General features: G+C 45.3%; 17 protein-coding genes, 1 tRNA gene and 2 pseudogenes. 7 read left to right on the top strand and 13 right to left on the bottom strand.

Annotation, left to right across the window (positions count from 1 at the left end):
• Positions 1–111 precede the first annotated feature (111 nt).
• Positions 112–1,095 carry a hypothetical protein gene (locus IPJ67_01095; protein QQR77729.1) on the bottom strand — a complete coding sequence of 328 codons (984 nt, stop codon included), beginning with the start codon at positions 1,093–1,095 and terminating at the stop codon, positions 112–114.
• Between the two features lie 4 nt (positions 1,096–1,099).
• Positions 1,100–1,783 (bottom strand): hypothetical protein, encoded by a 684-nt coding sequence (locus IPJ67_01090; GenBank protein ID QQR77728.1) that lies wholly within the window; start codon positions 1,781–1,783, stop codon positions 1,100–1,102.
• 173 nt (positions 1,784–1,956) lie between these two features.
• On the opposite strand from IPJ67_01090, the gene IPJ67_01085 reads away from it, so the two are divergent.
• The gene (locus IPJ67_01085) at positions 1,957–2,091 is read left to right on the top strand and encodes a tyrosine-type recombinase/integrase (protein QQR77727.1); all 135 of its coding nucleotides are present in this window, start codon (positions 1,957–1,959) and stop codon (positions 2,089–2,091) included.
• A gap of 320 nt (positions 2,092–2,411) precedes the next feature.
• On the opposite strand, the gene IPJ67_01080 is transcribed toward IPJ67_01085, so the two are convergent.
• Positions 2,412–2,708 (bottom strand): hypothetical protein, encoded by a 297-nt coding sequence (locus IPJ67_01080; protein QQR77726.1) that lies wholly within the window; start codon positions 2,706–2,708, stop codon positions 2,412–2,414.
• A gap of 272 nt (positions 2,709–2,980) precedes the next feature.
• On the opposite strand from IPJ67_01080, the gene IPJ67_01075 reads away from it, so the two are divergent.
• From IPJ67_01075 to IPJ67_01060, 4 genes and pseudogenes are all read left to right on the top strand, one after another.
• A complete protein-coding gene (locus IPJ67_01075) occupies positions 2,981–3,568 on the top strand; it encodes a hypothetical protein (GenBank protein ID QQR77725.1) in 588 nt (195 codons plus the stop codon).
• A 373-nt stretch (positions 3,569–3,941) separates the two neighbouring features.
• Complete coding sequence (locus IPJ67_01070; GenBank protein ID QQR77724.1) at positions 3,942–4,709, top strand: hypothetical protein; 768 nt, start codon at positions 3,942–3,944, stop codon at positions 4,707–4,709.
• Between the two features lie 25 nt (positions 4,710–4,734).
• Positions 4,735–5,190 (top strand): annotated as a pseudogene (locus IPJ67_01065) (recombinase family protein).
• Positions 5,164–5,511: pseudogene (locus IPJ67_01060) on the top strand (recombinase family protein). Before IPJ67_01065 ends, IPJ67_01060 begins: the two co-directional pseudogenes overlap by 27 nt.
• 300 nt (positions 5,512–5,811) lie before the next feature.
• Here the strand turns inward: IPJ67_01060 and IPJ67_01055 are convergent.
• From IPJ67_01055 to IPJ67_01020, 8 genes are all read right to left on the bottom strand, one after another.
• Positions 5,812–5,976, bottom strand: a complete 165-nt coding sequence (locus IPJ67_01055; GenBank protein QQR77723.1) for a hypothetical protein — start codon at positions 5,974–5,976, stop codon at positions 5,812–5,814.
• A 228-nt stretch (positions 5,977–6,204) separates the two neighbouring features.
• Positions 6,205–6,291 (bottom strand) — tRNA-Ser (locus IPJ67_01050).
• 209 nt (positions 6,292–6,500) lie between these two features.
• Entirely contained in the window at positions 6,501–6,788 is a 288-nt protein-coding gene (locus IPJ67_01045) for a hypothetical protein (GenBank protein QQR77722.1), read from the bottom strand.
• A 49-nt stretch (positions 6,789–6,837) separates the two neighbouring features.
• On the bottom strand, positions 6,838–7,164 hold the full coding sequence (locus IPJ67_01040; protein ID QQR77721.1) for a hypothetical protein: 327 nt from the start codon (positions 7,162–7,164) through the stop codon (positions 6,838–6,840).
• A 26-nt stretch (positions 7,165–7,190) separates the two neighbouring features.
• Positions 7,191–8,621, bottom strand: a complete 1,431-nt coding sequence (pyk, locus tag IPJ67_01035; GenBank protein QQR77720.1) for a pyruvate kinase — start codon at positions 8,619–8,621, stop codon at positions 7,191–7,193.
• A gap of 176 nt (positions 8,622–8,797) precedes the next feature.
• The gene (locus IPJ67_01030; protein ID QQR77719.1) at positions 8,798–9,178 is read right to left on the bottom strand and encodes a DUF4870 domain-containing protein; all 381 of its coding nucleotides are present in this window, start codon (positions 9,176–9,178) and stop codon (positions 8,798–8,800) included.
• Between the two features lie 64 nt (positions 9,179–9,242).
• A complete protein-coding gene (locus IPJ67_01025) occupies positions 9,243–10,133 on the bottom strand; it encodes a M48 family metallopeptidase (protein QQR77718.1) in 891 nt (296 codons plus the stop codon).
• A 9-nt stretch (positions 10,134–10,142) separates the two neighbouring features.
• On the bottom strand, positions 10,143–10,694 hold the full coding sequence (locus IPJ67_01020) for a LemA family protein (protein QQR77717.1): 552 nt from the start codon (positions 10,692–10,694) through the stop codon (positions 10,143–10,145).
• 209 nt (positions 10,695–10,903) lie between these two features.
• Between IPJ67_01020 and IPJ67_01015 the strand changes: the two genes are divergently transcribed.
• Positions 10,904–11,578: a hypothetical protein gene (locus IPJ67_01015; GenBank protein ID QQR77716.1), complete on the top strand. Its 675-nt coding sequence runs from the start codon at positions 10,904–10,906 to the stop codon at positions 11,576–11,578.
• 36 nt (positions 11,579–11,614) lie between these two features.
• The gene (locus IPJ67_01010; protein QQR77715.1) at positions 11,615–12,055 is read left to right on the top strand and encodes a divergent PAP2 family protein; all 441 of its coding nucleotides are present in this window, start codon (positions 11,615–11,617) and stop codon (positions 12,053–12,055) included.
• 117 nt (positions 12,056–12,172) lie between these two features.
• Here IPJ67_01010 and IPJ67_01005 read toward each other — a convergent pair whose 3' ends face one another.
• Positions 12,173–12,538 carry a hypothetical protein gene (locus IPJ67_01005; protein ID QQR77714.1) on the bottom strand — a complete coding sequence of 122 codons (366 nt, stop codon included), beginning with the start codon at positions 12,536–12,538 and terminating at the stop codon, positions 12,173–12,175.
• A 58-nt stretch (positions 12,539–12,596) separates the two neighbouring features.
• On the bottom strand, positions 12,597–14,624 hold the full coding sequence (uvrB, locus tag IPJ67_01000; GenBank protein QQR77713.1) for an excinuclease ABC subunit UvrB: 2,028 nt from the start codon (positions 14,622–14,624) through the stop codon (positions 12,597–12,599).
• Positions 14,625–14,658 lie beyond the last annotated feature (34 nt).

Genomic DNA, 14,658 nt, shown 5'->3' with positions numbered 1-14,658 from the left:
AAATTTCTTTTTCTGTTTTGGATTTTGGCCAGAGAGGTAGGGGTGCATGCCAAAAATCAAAAACTCCTTTTATTTGTCATGTACAGGAAATTGGTTTCTAATTAAATTTCTTTAAAATAGCCCTTCATTTATAGTTTTGTTTTTACGCCTATATTCTCTAACAAATTTTTGTAAAACATCACCCCATCCATCTCTATGTTCTATGCGATCAAAGTCTTCTCTTGGTCCATTGAGTAATTCTGTCCTGCTTTTTTTACTTAGCTCCGCCCATGAATTATACATTATATATAAGGCGTTTCCATATTTTATATTTTCAAAAACAACAAAATCATCTCCGAACTTTGCCCCAAAATATCTTAAAAAACCATTTGTACCTTTTATATAAACAACGGGCTTTAATTTTGACATAACACCTATTCTTTCTCTCATTATTTTTATTTGATCTGGGGTAATACTTTCTGTTTTTTGGTTCTTTAGCAAAGCTTCTATAATTTCATCAACGGTTCCTGGCGGTAATATTTCCCAATCAATATAAACGGTTTTTGCGTAATCTGCCAAAGTTGCAATACTCGGAAAGACATCTATCATTCCAACGTTTTCTTGTAATAAATTTAAGTTGTACAATAATTCTTTTTCAAAATTCGGAGTATTTCGATTAATTACTTGATCAATTAAAAATTTTATTTTGAAACCATGCTCTCTTTTTTCTATTTGCTCAATTTTCAACTCAACTTCTTTGGGTGGATAAAAATCTTTTCGATATACATCTCGCGAATAAGAAACAACATGCGCACCATTTCCATTCCAATTTGGAGCTTCAGAGCTGAATTCTTTTGATATTTTTGGCAAATCAGTTCTTTTTTTCTCCAAACCTTCCAGGTTTGCCCGAGAAAATTTCCCGGTATTAGGATTTGGGGTTTCCGAAGGTGGGAGAATAAGTTCGCCGTCAATATAGCGTATCCTCAGATGTTTGCATCTATGAATTTCTTCTTTTGGAATATATTTTACACAAGCTACAACAACATCATCCTGACTAAATGTTTTTATCTGATTTCTTATTTTAGCTGGTATTTTTAAAATATTTTTACGTGCCATATAATTATAAATGTGACCTGCAAAAAACTTCTCCTGCAGTTAGTAAATTATTTAAAAGCATTTCCATGCTATCCTCGTTTGATTTGACTATCAATTCATTTAAGGGTTTATTGTTCAATTTCCATTCTGTCGGGAGTGATTCATCCTCTCCTATGTGTAGATAAATCTTTCTTCCCGGCGCTGTTCTATGAATAAGAATATTCCTAGTATTTCTAATATTTTCGAATTCTGAATCGGCAGTTAACTCAATTAATGTTTTAGTGATTTGTTCATCAGGAAATGCCTTTTGAAAAGTTTTTTTTGTTGTTTCTGGAGATATTTTTCGTTGATCAGCTTTGTCGCTTATGGAAAAATATTCTGGATTAATAATAGATCCTATCGCAAAAAATCCATAACACACTGATTCAAAAACTGAAAAGCAAGAACTGAAATGATTAAAAAGAGCTTGTTCTTGTAAATATCTTTTTTCTGGCTGTGGTGCTGTTCCGTATAATTTTATTAATTTGACGAAATCACTTCCATAGTCAATTGCTCCTCTGTATCGATATGCTATAGCATTCCACGCTCCTGAAAAATGTTCGTATTCATTCTTTTCTGCATATCTGCTACTTAAAATAAGGTGAATAGATTCATATTTCTCTTGCGGAAAGCTCTGTATTATTAGACCATTTGTTTTAAGTGGGTTCATATTTATTATTTTTCAAACTAAGCAATTGCATTATGTCCGTTTTTCCCTTATAAGATAAATGTTTTCGTAGCGAAGCGGAGAAAACTCCATATTTCCCCTCTACAATAAAAGAAAAACAAAATCGGATTCTTTCTAAGAGCGGGCGTCAGCGCCGAGCATCGTGAAAGAATGGGGTGAAGCGAAATTTAGAGAACGGTACCGATGTTCGATATGTGCAAGAGCTTTTGGGGCATAGCAATATACGGACGACACAAATCTATACACAGGTAACAAATCCCAAGCTAAAAAACATAAAGATCCCATTGTGACGCCTCTGTTTACAAAGCAGCGGAAACGCGAGGCGCGCATTGCTTACTTTTTTACTTTTGTCCGAAATAACAAGAGCGAGCGCACCACGAAGCAACACTCCACGTTCTACCGTTTCGAACAAAAATGAAAATTGGCGGAAGGGGTGGGACGAAGTGAGAACGTATTTAGTGTATCAAAGCCATTTCTCAAATCAGCTAACTGTAGCATAAAAAAGACCGATACGCACAGGGCATATCGGTCAAGATGTCTTCGTGTTCTCGAGGTTATTGCGCCATTCTGTGTGGACAGTTGTGTTCGAGATAGGAAAAGTTGTTGTCCGTCAAATACGGTCATCAACCCCATCAAAAATAGCCTTTCCCTTTTTCAGGAGTGGTTTCCAGATGGTATCAGGCAGTTCTTTGATGTAAGTGTATTTCAAACAGCGCGGACATTGAGTCGCCGGATAGTGATGCTTGAAGTGAGTGCCATACCACTTCATCAAGACTACATCGTCCTTAGTAACTTTAAGTATGGCACCACATCCTTTACTTTCATCGCTACCGCTACCAATACATTTAATCTGCGTAGACCACTCTTCCGGTGAAGGAACGCTACCTTCTGTAATGACTTGTGCCATGACGATACCTCGAAATTAAAGTACTCTTCACGTGGCCGACGTGATACGGGTTTTCGTTTCCGATAACTGTGGAGTATATAATATTCTCTTTTATTAGTCAATACCCACTCACGAAAATACAGTAAAAATGCTTCATAAAGCCTCATTCTTTGCATCTTCACTTTGACACCAACCTCAAAATACCCTATAACTTCACTGACCTAGAAAATACCTTCCCTATGCCTCCCAAATTCACCTTCGAAGAAAAAATTCTCCAAGGAGTCTCCCTTTTGATGACGGACGACGACTTCATGGCAGACATACGCGTATTGCAGGAAAAATACCATTTTCCCGCCCCTCCCGAACAAAGAGAAAAAGATGGTACGCCGAAACACCTCTTGGACGTACTCGAACCTTTGAAAAAAGACGTGAAAGCGTTGAGAGAAAAATACATACTCTCGGAGTCATACCAATTGGCAATCCTGTATCTTGTTCAAGAAGGAAACATGAATAATTGCAAGTTACGTTCAGAAATGTGGCACCTCAACCCATATTTTACAACCACGGAAACACGAGGAGTTATCCCATTAAAAATATACCCCGAAACGTCGTGGGGCGACATGAAAGCCAATTGGCCAAGAATCAAAAGGGCTCAACAAGAAATCTTGGCGCAAAGAAAACTCGGGAGAAAAAACAGACGGAAAAACTTGGAAAGAGACATGGAAATATTCAGCCTTTACAAAGCAGGAATGAAAACACAAGACATTGCGTCGAAGATAAACGAAAAGTACAAAATACCACGACTCAACTATGAGGATATTCTAAACATCATCACAAGGCTTAAAAAAGGCGCAAACTGCATATCACCCAAGAAAACCTAGCGCGCCTTATACCGTCCCCTCAAAACTCTCTACCCTAAAGACCGTAAATCAATACGGTCTTTTTTTGTGTCCTACTCCTTCACCCAAAACCTCCGAGACAAGCTTATCGAGTACTTCCTCCGCGTCCACGGAGAAACGATAAACCATGAAGAAGCCGACTTGTACCTTGCTTCGATGGCGACTTTGTATTCAGCGTTTTCTTATGGCACCCGTTCCCCTGTGGCTTCCGGTGAAACAAGGTTTCCGAAGGAAACCTATGAGGGTACCCGCATTTCCCGAGTGCGGGTCAAGGTGGAGGCGCCGAAGGCGCACGACCTTGACGCGCCAGCGAGGGAAATGCAAGCACCCAGTGTTCCTCTCTTAACTTGATTCTATGAACACATCTACGGGAAGGTATACCGAGAGAATTTATGAAAAAGTGGTGGTTTCTGGTTTTGAATGCGAACAATACCAGTACAAAGACCGACCCGTCCTTCGCAACTACAAACGCAGGAAACGAGAAAAAAATGAGAACGACAAGAAAGAAGAAAAAGGTCAGACGGAAAAAGCGGAATCCTCCGTTCGACGTACTCGCCGAGAAATTCGACGGACTGTAAACTCAAACCCACAACTCACAAAGTTTTTGACACTCACCTCGAAGATAACCGACGGAAAAAAATCGAATCACTGTTTTAATCTCTTCACCCAGCGCATGAAAGACCGCTTTCCCGAGTTTCAGTACTTTGCCGTCTTGGAATTTCAGAAAGACGTGGATTTTTTCGGAAACGTGAAACCCGAGGGCGGCGCGGCGCATTACCACCTGCTTTGCAACTTGCGGTATGTAAGAAGCAAGGAAATCGAGAAAATTTGGGGCAATGGGTTTATCAAAATCAAGCGAGTACGGCATGTTTCCAACTTGGGACGATACCTGTCAAAGTACCTGCAGAAAGATATGTTCGACAAAAGAATGCTTGGCAAGAAGAAGAAGTTTTTTTGTTCACAGGATTTGGAAAGACCAGTTGAAATCGTCAACGACGACGCCCGAGTTTTCATGCAAGAGAATGCTGGAAATATGGAAAATGGGTGGGAAACGACATTTACCAGCAATTACCTCGGAGAAATTTTCTACGCGATTTTTCGTCTCAATGCTTCGTCTGCTTGATTTTATCCTTTGTTTTCGGTAGCTTATGGACACTATGAAATACCTCCTCTACGTCCGAAAATCTTCCGAAGACAAGAATCGGCAAGCCCTCTCCCTTGAATCGCAAATCAGCAACATGCAAAGACGGGCAAGTGAATTGGGCTTGAATATCATCAAAGTCTTCGCCGAATCCAAGTCCGCCAAGAAACCCTACAATCGCCCGATGTTTACGGAAATGATACGAATGATTGAAGACGGCGAAGCAGACGGCATTGTCTGCTGGGCATTAGACCGCCTTTCGAGAAACCCGATAGACAGCGGAAAAATCCTGTGGCTTTTGCAGGAAGGAATCATCAAGGAAATTCAGACGATGGAGAAATGCTATCTGCCAAGCGATGACGCCGTACTTTTCAGTGTTAAAACCGGAGAAGCAAATCAGGAAATCCGCACCTTGAGTACACGAGTAAAGCGAGGCATGGCGTCGAAACTGGAAAATGGCGGCTACCCCAATTATGCCAAAATTGGATACCTCAACGACCGACTCAACAAAACGATACTCGTTGATACCGAACGCGCCCCCTTTATCAAGAGGGCTTTTGAATTGTACGCTTCGGGAAGTTATAGCCTCAAAAAAATATCCGACCTGCTTTTTCAAGAAGGCTTCCGTTCTCGAAGCGGGTACAAATATCGCAAAGGAAGAATTCAGAAAATTCTCAAAGACCCTTTCTATCACGGCATCATGTATGTCCACGGCATATATTATTCGGGCAATCACGAAACCATCATATCCAAAGAATTGTTTGAGAAGACACAGGATGTTTTCACGGGAAAAAACAGAAGCCGATACAAGAAACATTTTTTCCCTTTGCGAGGCTTTATGACCTGTCATTCGTGCGGGTGTCTCATGACCGCCATGGAGAAGAAAGGCTTCACGTATTACTACTGCACCAATGGGAAAGGAAACTGTGAAGCGCACAAGCAGTATATGCGAAGTGAAGAAGCCGAGAAAATACTTGCCTCAATCTTCAAGAAAATTCACTTTGACGAAGAATTCATCGAGTTGTGCTACGAAGCCGACCGAGAGAAAAACAAAAAAGACGGGAGTTTCTTTGAAACCATGAAGTCAAACCTCGAAAAACGGCGCGAGACACTCGCACAACAAGAGATGAGGCTTCTTGATATCCAACTGGCGGGAAAGTATGCGGGAGAGACCGTAGACGCGAAGCTGGAAGCCTTCAACAAAGAAACCGCCGAGATACAACAGCGACTCAAGGAATTGGAGAGGCACAATCCCGAAACCATGACTCGCACTTTAGAACAGGTGAAAAAAGTCTTTTTGTCCGCTTCTGGTGCGGAAAAGGATTTTATCGAGGGCGATGATGTGAAAAAGAGGAAGGTACTGGAAACGGTACTTTTGAACGCGACGATTGTAAATGGCGAGATGGCTTCGTATACACTAAAACAGCCGTACCGCATACTTGAAAAAGCAGGGGGTACGGCGGATATTGAACAAATGCGGAAGGGGTGGGATTCGAACCCACGGTACCGTTTCCGGTACAACAGTTTTCGAGACTGTCCTATTCGACCACTCTAGCACCCTTCCGTAAAACTTTTTGTCAATCTCTTCTTCAGGTCTTTTTTTCCATCACTTGTTTTCAAATATTTTTCTCTCCCCAGGGCTTCCTCTTTGAAAGAGTAGGCTTCATAACAAAGCAATTCAAGTGGTCGCCGATTCCTTGTCGATTCGACATTTCCTTGAGAATGCTCTTCTATTCCCAAGATCGCACCATGCCCTTGCATCTTCCAAGTCACTTACACTTCTCCTCCCTCAATTTCTTCATCGTCTTGTTTTCTTTCGTGCGAACTCCCTCCTTGTTCAATTCGAATCCTTGCCGCCTTTAATCTCGGGTAAAGAGCTCTGATTGCCTGCTCCACATTGAATGCCTCACGAGGATGAAGGAGCCTCCGAATACCAGAAAGCGCCAAAGTCAGCTCATTCAGTTTATCCTCCAGCTGTTTAAGCTTTCTCAAGTCTTCCTGACATTCTCTTTCCACAACTCCATCGGGAGTATTCCACTGTGTCAGTATTCTCTCTTGCATAGATACCAATTTATGGAAGATTATTGAGAAATTTACCTACCATATCCTTCTATCGAATGTTCCCGTAAAATCGCGCCTCTATCTTTGTGATTTTCCTTGCAAGCGCCTCTGGAACATTCACCTCGAGCGAAGCGGCGAGTATGAGTGTTGTGATAAGCACATCGGCAATCTCATCCCCAAGACCTTCAGCGCGTTTTTCTTCAAGCTTCTCCTTCCGCTGATCACCTTGTGAAGCGAGCACTTCATCAGCAAGCTCCCCAACTTCTTCGGTCAGCTTTACCATACGAGCAAACGCTCGCTCTGTCGATGTCGAGTTTGGCGTCCTTTTGGAAAGCTCACTTGCCACCCGTTCCGTAAACTCAAGCAATTCACGCATTTCCATGGCAACTTATAAAAGAATGGTTACCCAATCTCTCGTACGCCGACGAGCTGGAGCTGGTCGCTCTTGCGGTGGCGGCCGAGGCAGAGGACGGCGCGCTCGCCTTTTTTGACCTTGCCTTCGGCGAGAAGCTTCTCAATGAGTCGATCGATGATGCCGTCAAGTTGAGTATTATCCGCAAAAAGCGTCGCGTCAACTCCCCAGAAGAGTGCCATCCGATTCCATGCATTTTGATTATTCGTCGCCACGAAGAGTCGCGAATCCGGTCGGAAATGCGACATGAGTCGCGCCGTAAAACCGCTCTCGCTCATAAGGAGGATAATTTCGGCATCATAGCTCTTTGCAAGCTCGTAGACACTCCGCACCATGGTCGCATATTCGGAACGAAGATTCATGCCGATAGTTTGATATACATTGTCGAAGGGCGACTCTTCGGTACTGGCAATGATTTCACTCATCGTGCGAATCGTCTCGACGGGATACTTCCCCATTGCCGACTCTTCCGAGAGCATCACGGCGTCCGCATGATCGATGACGGCATTGGTGACATCACTCACTTCGGCACGCGTCGGACGAGGATTCTCAGTCATAGACTTCATCATCTGTGTTGCCACGATAACCGGTCGCACAGCAGAGAGACTCGCCGCAATGATTTCTTTCTGCAAAATAGCGACGCGCGTCTCGGGAAGCTCGATGCCGAGGTCGCCGCGCGCCACCATCACCGCATCCGCTTCATGCACGATTTCACTGAGATTCTTGACCGCTTCTTTTCGCTCAATCTTTGCCACAATCTTGGGCAGTGCCGATTCCGCAAGACCGCCCTCCGCCATCACTGTGCGTGCCAAGCGGATATCATCGGCATTCCCGACAAACGAGAGCCCGACATAGTCAACACCATGCTCCACAACGAAATGAAGATCTCGCGTATCCTTCTCAGTAATAACCGGGAGCTGAAGTTTTGAGTCGGGAAGATTTACACCTTTGTGATTTTTCACTTCACCATCATTCACCGCCTCAAGTTCGAGAACATTCCCCTCCTTCTTCATGACGCGAAACTGCAAGAGACCGTCTTCCACCAAAATGAGATCGTCGACATTGATATCGTGAACAATATTCGGCTGGTCAAGAAAGAACCAATGCCCGCGCGTCTTTGGAAATTCCGCCTCATTTGAAATATCTCCCACAAAGACTGCATCCCCCTTTGCAACGTGAAACGGTTCGTCTATCTGAGTCCGAATACGCGGACCCTGAATATCCGCAAGAATAGCAATCGGACGCTTCAATTCTTCAGACACCTCACGCACGCGATTGATTACCATCTCATGCCAAGCATACTCGCCATGAGAAAAATTAAGTCGCACCACATTCATGCCCGCCTCTGCCATCTCGCGCAATTTCTCCTTCGACTCCGATGCCGGACCAATCGTCGCCACGATCTTGGTATTCTTTTTCATACAGGTTTTATTGAGAGATAGAACGCACTAAAAATTTCATTCGAAATGCCACCCGGAGTATCCTATCAGGAAAATCGGCAAGAGGCAAAAGAAAAAAGGCTTCACACCTTTTTCCTTCCCCGAGCAAGCAAAAATTCTCGCAGAAACCCATGTCTCACAACGCGCGAAGACGGATCCTAGATGTTGATTTTCTTTGCAAGGTCTCCAATAAGCGGTATATCCCACTTCTCCCCGGCAAGAGTCTTTATTAAAGCCATAATATTGAGCACCGCAACTGCGATTGCGATCGCCCACCCAAATATCGGGAACCAAAAGACAAACTTCCCGACTATCCAGACAATGAAAAGCGCCAACCCTTGTTTTGCATGAAACTGACAAAACGGGCTCTCACGTTTGAGAAAAAGCGGAATGAAAAAGAGGGGTCCGAGATAACTCAGCGCCGCGACAACCTTGTTCTCCTCAACATCCTTATCCACCTTCGGTGCCTCAGCACCCTCATGTACGGTTTCCCATGCTTTTGCATTCTCTTCCTTTTTCTCAGATGTTTCTTCTGACATATCGTGTGTCTAAAAAATTTATGAAGGTCTCACCTTAGAAGTATACACCACCTCGCAATACGCGCTAGAGTTTCATCCCACGAAGTGCCGCAATCCGCTCTTCCATCGGCGGATGTGTCATGAAAAGATTCATCATCTTCTTACCCTTAAAAGGGTTGGCAATATAGAGATGAGCTGTCGCGCGATTCGCGGCTTCGAGTGGCTCCGTGTCGCCCGAAATCTTCAAAAGGGCACTCGCAAGTCCTTCTGGATAACGAGTCAGAAGCGCACCTGACGCATCTGCCAAGAATTCCCTCTTTCGCGAAATGGCGAGCTGCATAAGCACGGCAGCAATCGGCGCGAGAATAGAGAGTACGATGGCGAGAATCATAAAAACAAATTGCAATTGCCCGCTCTCACGATCATCGCTTCGCCGACCGAAAAACGCCCAGTTACGAAACCAATCCGCGAGAAGTGTCACAAATCCCACCATCACCACAACCACCGTCGAGAGCAAAATATCACGATTCCCGATATGCGACAATTCATGTGCAATCACTCCCTCAAGCTCTATTTTCTCAAGCCGGTTGATAATACCTGTTGTGAGACAAATCACGCCGTGCTTCGCATCGCGTCCTGTCGCAAAAGCGTTCATCGCAGAATCTTCGATAATATAAATCTTGGGCGTCGGCAACCCCGCTGTGATGCAGAGGTTTTCAACGAGACGATAAATCTCGCGACCATTCTCATGCGTCACTTCCTTGGCGCCGCTCATCGCGAGCACGATCTTGTCACTCCACCAATAGGAGCCAAAGCTCATAATGATTGAGAAAATCACCGCCCCGTAGAGAATCGCACTCGACTGCATCGCGCCCGCAAACACATACCCCACCCCAATCACAAACACCAAAAACCCCGTGATATAAGCCCAGGTCAATCGAGTGTTCTTGTCATAACTCGTATACAGAGTTGCCATACAGAAATACTAAAATTCCACTTTCACCGGTTGCTTTGCTGCTTCTTCTTCGAGTTCGAAGAATTCGCGCTTGGTAAAGGTGAACATGTTAGCAATGATATTTGTCGGAACGGTTTCTATCTTCGTGTTGTACTCCATCACGACACCATTGTAGAAGCGACGTGATGCCTGAATCTTGTTTTCCGTATCGGAGAGCTCGCGCTGAAGCTCGAGGAAATTCTGATTCGCTTTGAGATCGGGGTACGCTTCTGCAACCGCAAAGAGACTCTTCAGGGCACCCGAGAGCATATTCTCCGCCTGCGCTTTCTCCACTGTGCCACCTGCTTGCATTGCCTGACTCCGCGCCTCGGTCACCTTCTGGAAAACACCGGACTCATGTGCAGCATAGCCTTTCACTGTACTTACCAGATTTGGGATGAGATCATAGCGACGTTTGAGCTGAACATCGATATCGCTCCACGCTTCTCCAGCGCGATTCTTGAACATAACCAAGCCATTGTATGCCGCTACTCCCCACACCACAAGAACGACCACTATTCCAAGCAAAATATAAATCGCCATAGACGTGCGAGCCGACCACCTCCGGAAATTCCGAAGAAAATCGTCTTCGTTAAAGCAAAATACTTATTCCCAACACCTCAACACTAACACAAAAATCCCCCAATGAAAAGCAGTATAATATCAAAAAAAGAACAAGCGTTGTATAATTAGTATAATCAACAAACAAGAAGAATATGTTTATTGATTGGTACTTAAAAAGAGGTAATTCTATGAATCGATTCGAAAACCCGACACCACCAAAGGAGAGCAGAGAAGAAAACACGCTACCACAAGAAGTATCTAAAGAAAAAAGTCCAGAAAAATTCAGTCATCAGCTTGCCGAGCATATAACCGGGCTAAAACTGAATGATCCGACTTTTTTAGATCGCCTTATTCAAGATCAAAATATTATTCGATCCAAATACCGTTTACCGCAAAGGGATATGCGGTTTGATCAGCCAAGTGAATATGAAAAAATGCTCCGAGAAATGGCAAAAAATTCCAACGTTGCCATACGATCCAAAAGCGAATGTGGAAAATTTTTCGCTGAAAACCATGCGGCAGGTGGAGTCTTTCTTCCAGAGTCAAACAAAATTGGTATAGATATCAACAGAAACGACCTCGAGACCTATTCAAAGAACTTAGGTACATTTGAACATGAACTCATCCATGCCTTTCAAGAAAATCAGAGTTCAGGAATGCCTATAGAGCTAATGGAATACGAAGCATACATAGCCGGATTTAACTTGCAATTCCTCAATGGAAAGCGAAAAGAAGGTGGGAATGTAGAAGAATATCTCGATACAATGTTCAATATGATTGGCGGATCAGTAGGAATTTGGTACAAATCGCAAAGCAAAGGACGAGATACTCCTTTGGAACCGAAGTGGTATAAGAAAGACTGATTACTTAATTATTTTTCATTCTTTATTTTTCTTCTTATGATTCGAAACGAAATTATGCTCTTCCTAATTCCGATTCTCGTCGGCATCATCACTGAGGGTATCAAGTTTGCCAATTACTGTCGCAAACACGGCTGGGATCTGCGCTACTCGATAGCCTATGGACACATGCCGAGCGCGCACACGGCGTTCGTCTCTTCCCTCGTGACAACCGTCGCCCTCATCGATGGCTTCACCAAGACATCATTTGCCATCGCGCTCACGCTCGCCATCATCGTTGTCTTCGACGCACTTCGTCTGCGCGTCTACATGGGCGAGCATGCACGCTATCTCAACAATCTCACCAAAGAGCTCAAACTCGACGAATCAAATTTCCCTCGCCTCAAAGAGCGTGTCGGACACAAACCCGAAGAAGTCGCTGTCGGCGCCCTAGTCGGAATCCTGCTCACCCTCCTCTTCTTCGCCGTTTGGGGGATATAATTTCGAAATATTCAGATCGCCGGCAGCACAACACTATCGGCATAACTTTTGAAACTCTCGAGAAAAAAGACGGCTGTTCAAAGATAGAACAGCCGTCATGTTTTTATTCCCCACGTTTCAATCTTCTTGAGAACCCCAGATACGATCTGTACATTCGCGTACAAGTATCGTCATGTTCCTGCCAGCTGGGGTGATTTGAATCATCTTGCGTCGGCGTCCTGTCGGCTTTTTCAACCGCCTCCCAGAGTATTCTTGCATGGATTCAAGCCGCGTCTTCACTAAACTTTTCATTTCCAACCGCGCAAGTGTCGAATGCACCGAGCCAATCGTGGCGCGTATACCCATCGTGTCTTGAAGATGCTTCGATATTCGTCCTACATTCACCCATTCACCAACTCCCCTACTCAACAACATCACGAGTATTGCTTCTTCCAATCTACCGACATATCTCTGTACGTTCATCACGATTTTTTCCGCATTCATCTCATTCCCCTCTTGTTACACTACCGTCGAAGTCCGACTCTGGAGCATACGCGCGCCTTTACTTCTTTTCAAGTCCTTCTAATTCCTGTATCTCGTCGCGCAAGAGAGCGGCGGTTTCGAAGTCGAGAACTTTCACGGCTTCATTCATCTCGCTCTTCTTTCGGCGAATGAGTTTCTTTTTGTCATTACCAAATACTTTTTCATCGAGCGCGAGATCGGCGCGGACGGCGCGATCGTGATCACTTTCCATCTTATCGGTAATGTCGTGAATTTCCTTGCGGATAGTGATCGGCGTAATGTTGTGCTTGACATTGTACGCGAGCTGAATATCACGACGGCGATTCGTCTCGTCGATTGCGCGCTTGAGTGAACCAGTCACTCTATCCGCATAGAGTGCGACGCGCCCCGAAACATTTCGCGCCGCGCGTCCGATTGTCTGAATAAGCGCGGTTTCCGATCGCAAGAATCCTTCTTTGTCCGCGTCCAAAATGCCGATAAATGTCACCTCGGGAAGATCAAGCCCTTCGCGCAGCAAGTTCACACCAACAAGACAGTCGAAATTTCCCTTGCGAAAATTAGTGAGAATGCGAATCCGATCGATTGTCTTCACATCGCTGTGCAAATATTCTGCCTTGATGTTCTTCTCCTTGAGAAATGTCGAGAGGTCTTCCGCCATCTTCTTGGTCAGTGTCGTTGCAATAACTCTGCCATCTTTGGCGATTTCTTTCTCCGCTTCGGCGATGAAATTTTGGATCTGTCCGGCATATTCTCCATCAGCGCGAACGGGCTGAATTATCAGCAGAGGATCGACGAGTCCCGTCGGGCGTATCACTTGCTCGACGATATTCTTGCTCGTTCGCCGTTCTTCATCGCCCGGCGTCGCGGACGTAAAAAGAGTCTGCCCGACACGCGCCTCAAATTCTTCGCCACGAAGCGGACGATTGTCGAGCGCGGACGGAAGTCGAAAGCCGTGCTCGACAAGCGTCTTCTTGCGTGACTGGTCACCCGCATACATGCCACGAATTTGTGGAAGTGTGACGTGCGATTCATCAATAATAGTGAGGAAGTCCGACTGCCCATCAGGAGTCTTCGGGAAATACGAGAGCAGCGTCTCAGGCGGCTCGCCGGGCGCCTTCCCCGAAAGGTGCCGCGAATAATTCTCAATACCATTGGTATAGCCGATTTCCTCAATCATCGAGAGGTCATAGTTTGTCCGGCGTTTGAGTCGATCTGCTTCAAGAAGTTTCCCGGCGTCCGTCATTTTTTTGAGCTGTTCCTCCAGCTCAGTCCGAATGGAAACGAGTGATTTTTTCTGCTCTTCTTCTGTCGTCACGAAATGCTTTGCCGGGAAAAGAAAAAAATTGCTTGGCTCTTCGAGAATGGTTTGCGACACGGGGTCTATTTTCCGAATTCGCCCGATTGCATTTCCCGAGAGCTCGATTTCGAAGATGGCTTTCTCTTGCACCGGCATCACCTCGATTCGATTTCCCATCGCACGAAATGTGCCTGGCGAGAGATCGACATTCGTCCGCTCGAAATGCCGACCGATAAGCGCCCGAAGAAATTCCGCACGCGAACACGGCATGCCGAGTTCGACCCGCATATTCTCGCGTTCGTATTCTTCCGGCGACCCCAAGCCATAGATGCACGACACCGACGCGACGATAATCGTGTCGCGACGCGTGAGGAGCGCCTGCGTCGACGCATGCCGCAACCGCTCGATCTCCACATTGATTGCGGCGTCTTTCTCAATATACGTATCGCTTGCGGGAATATATGCCTCCGGCTGATAGAAGTCGTAGTACGAGACGAAATAGTGCACCGCCGCATCGGGGAAAAACCCCTGATATTCCTGAGCAAGCTGTGCAGCAAGCGTCTTGTTGTGTGCGATGACCAGAGCCGGCTTCCCTATCTGCTGAATCACATTTGCCATCGTGAAGGTCTTCCCTGATCCCGTCACCCCCAAGAGGGTCTGCCGATTCATTCCCGCTCGCAACCCCGAAACAAGCGACGCTATCGCCTTCGGCTGATCCCCTGCCGGAACATACGGCGCCACGAGACGAAAGGTATTGTTTTCTCTTGACATAAAGTAAGTTTCTCGCTACTGTAGCAGGAAATCA

It is taken from the genome of Candidatus Moraniibacteriota bacterium (assembly GCA_016699385.1).
In the GTDB taxonomy this organism is placed as follows: domain Bacteria; phylum Patescibacteriota; class Minisyncoccia; order Moranbacterales; family UBA1568.
This window is presented reverse-complemented; position numbering and strand designations above follow the sequence as displayed.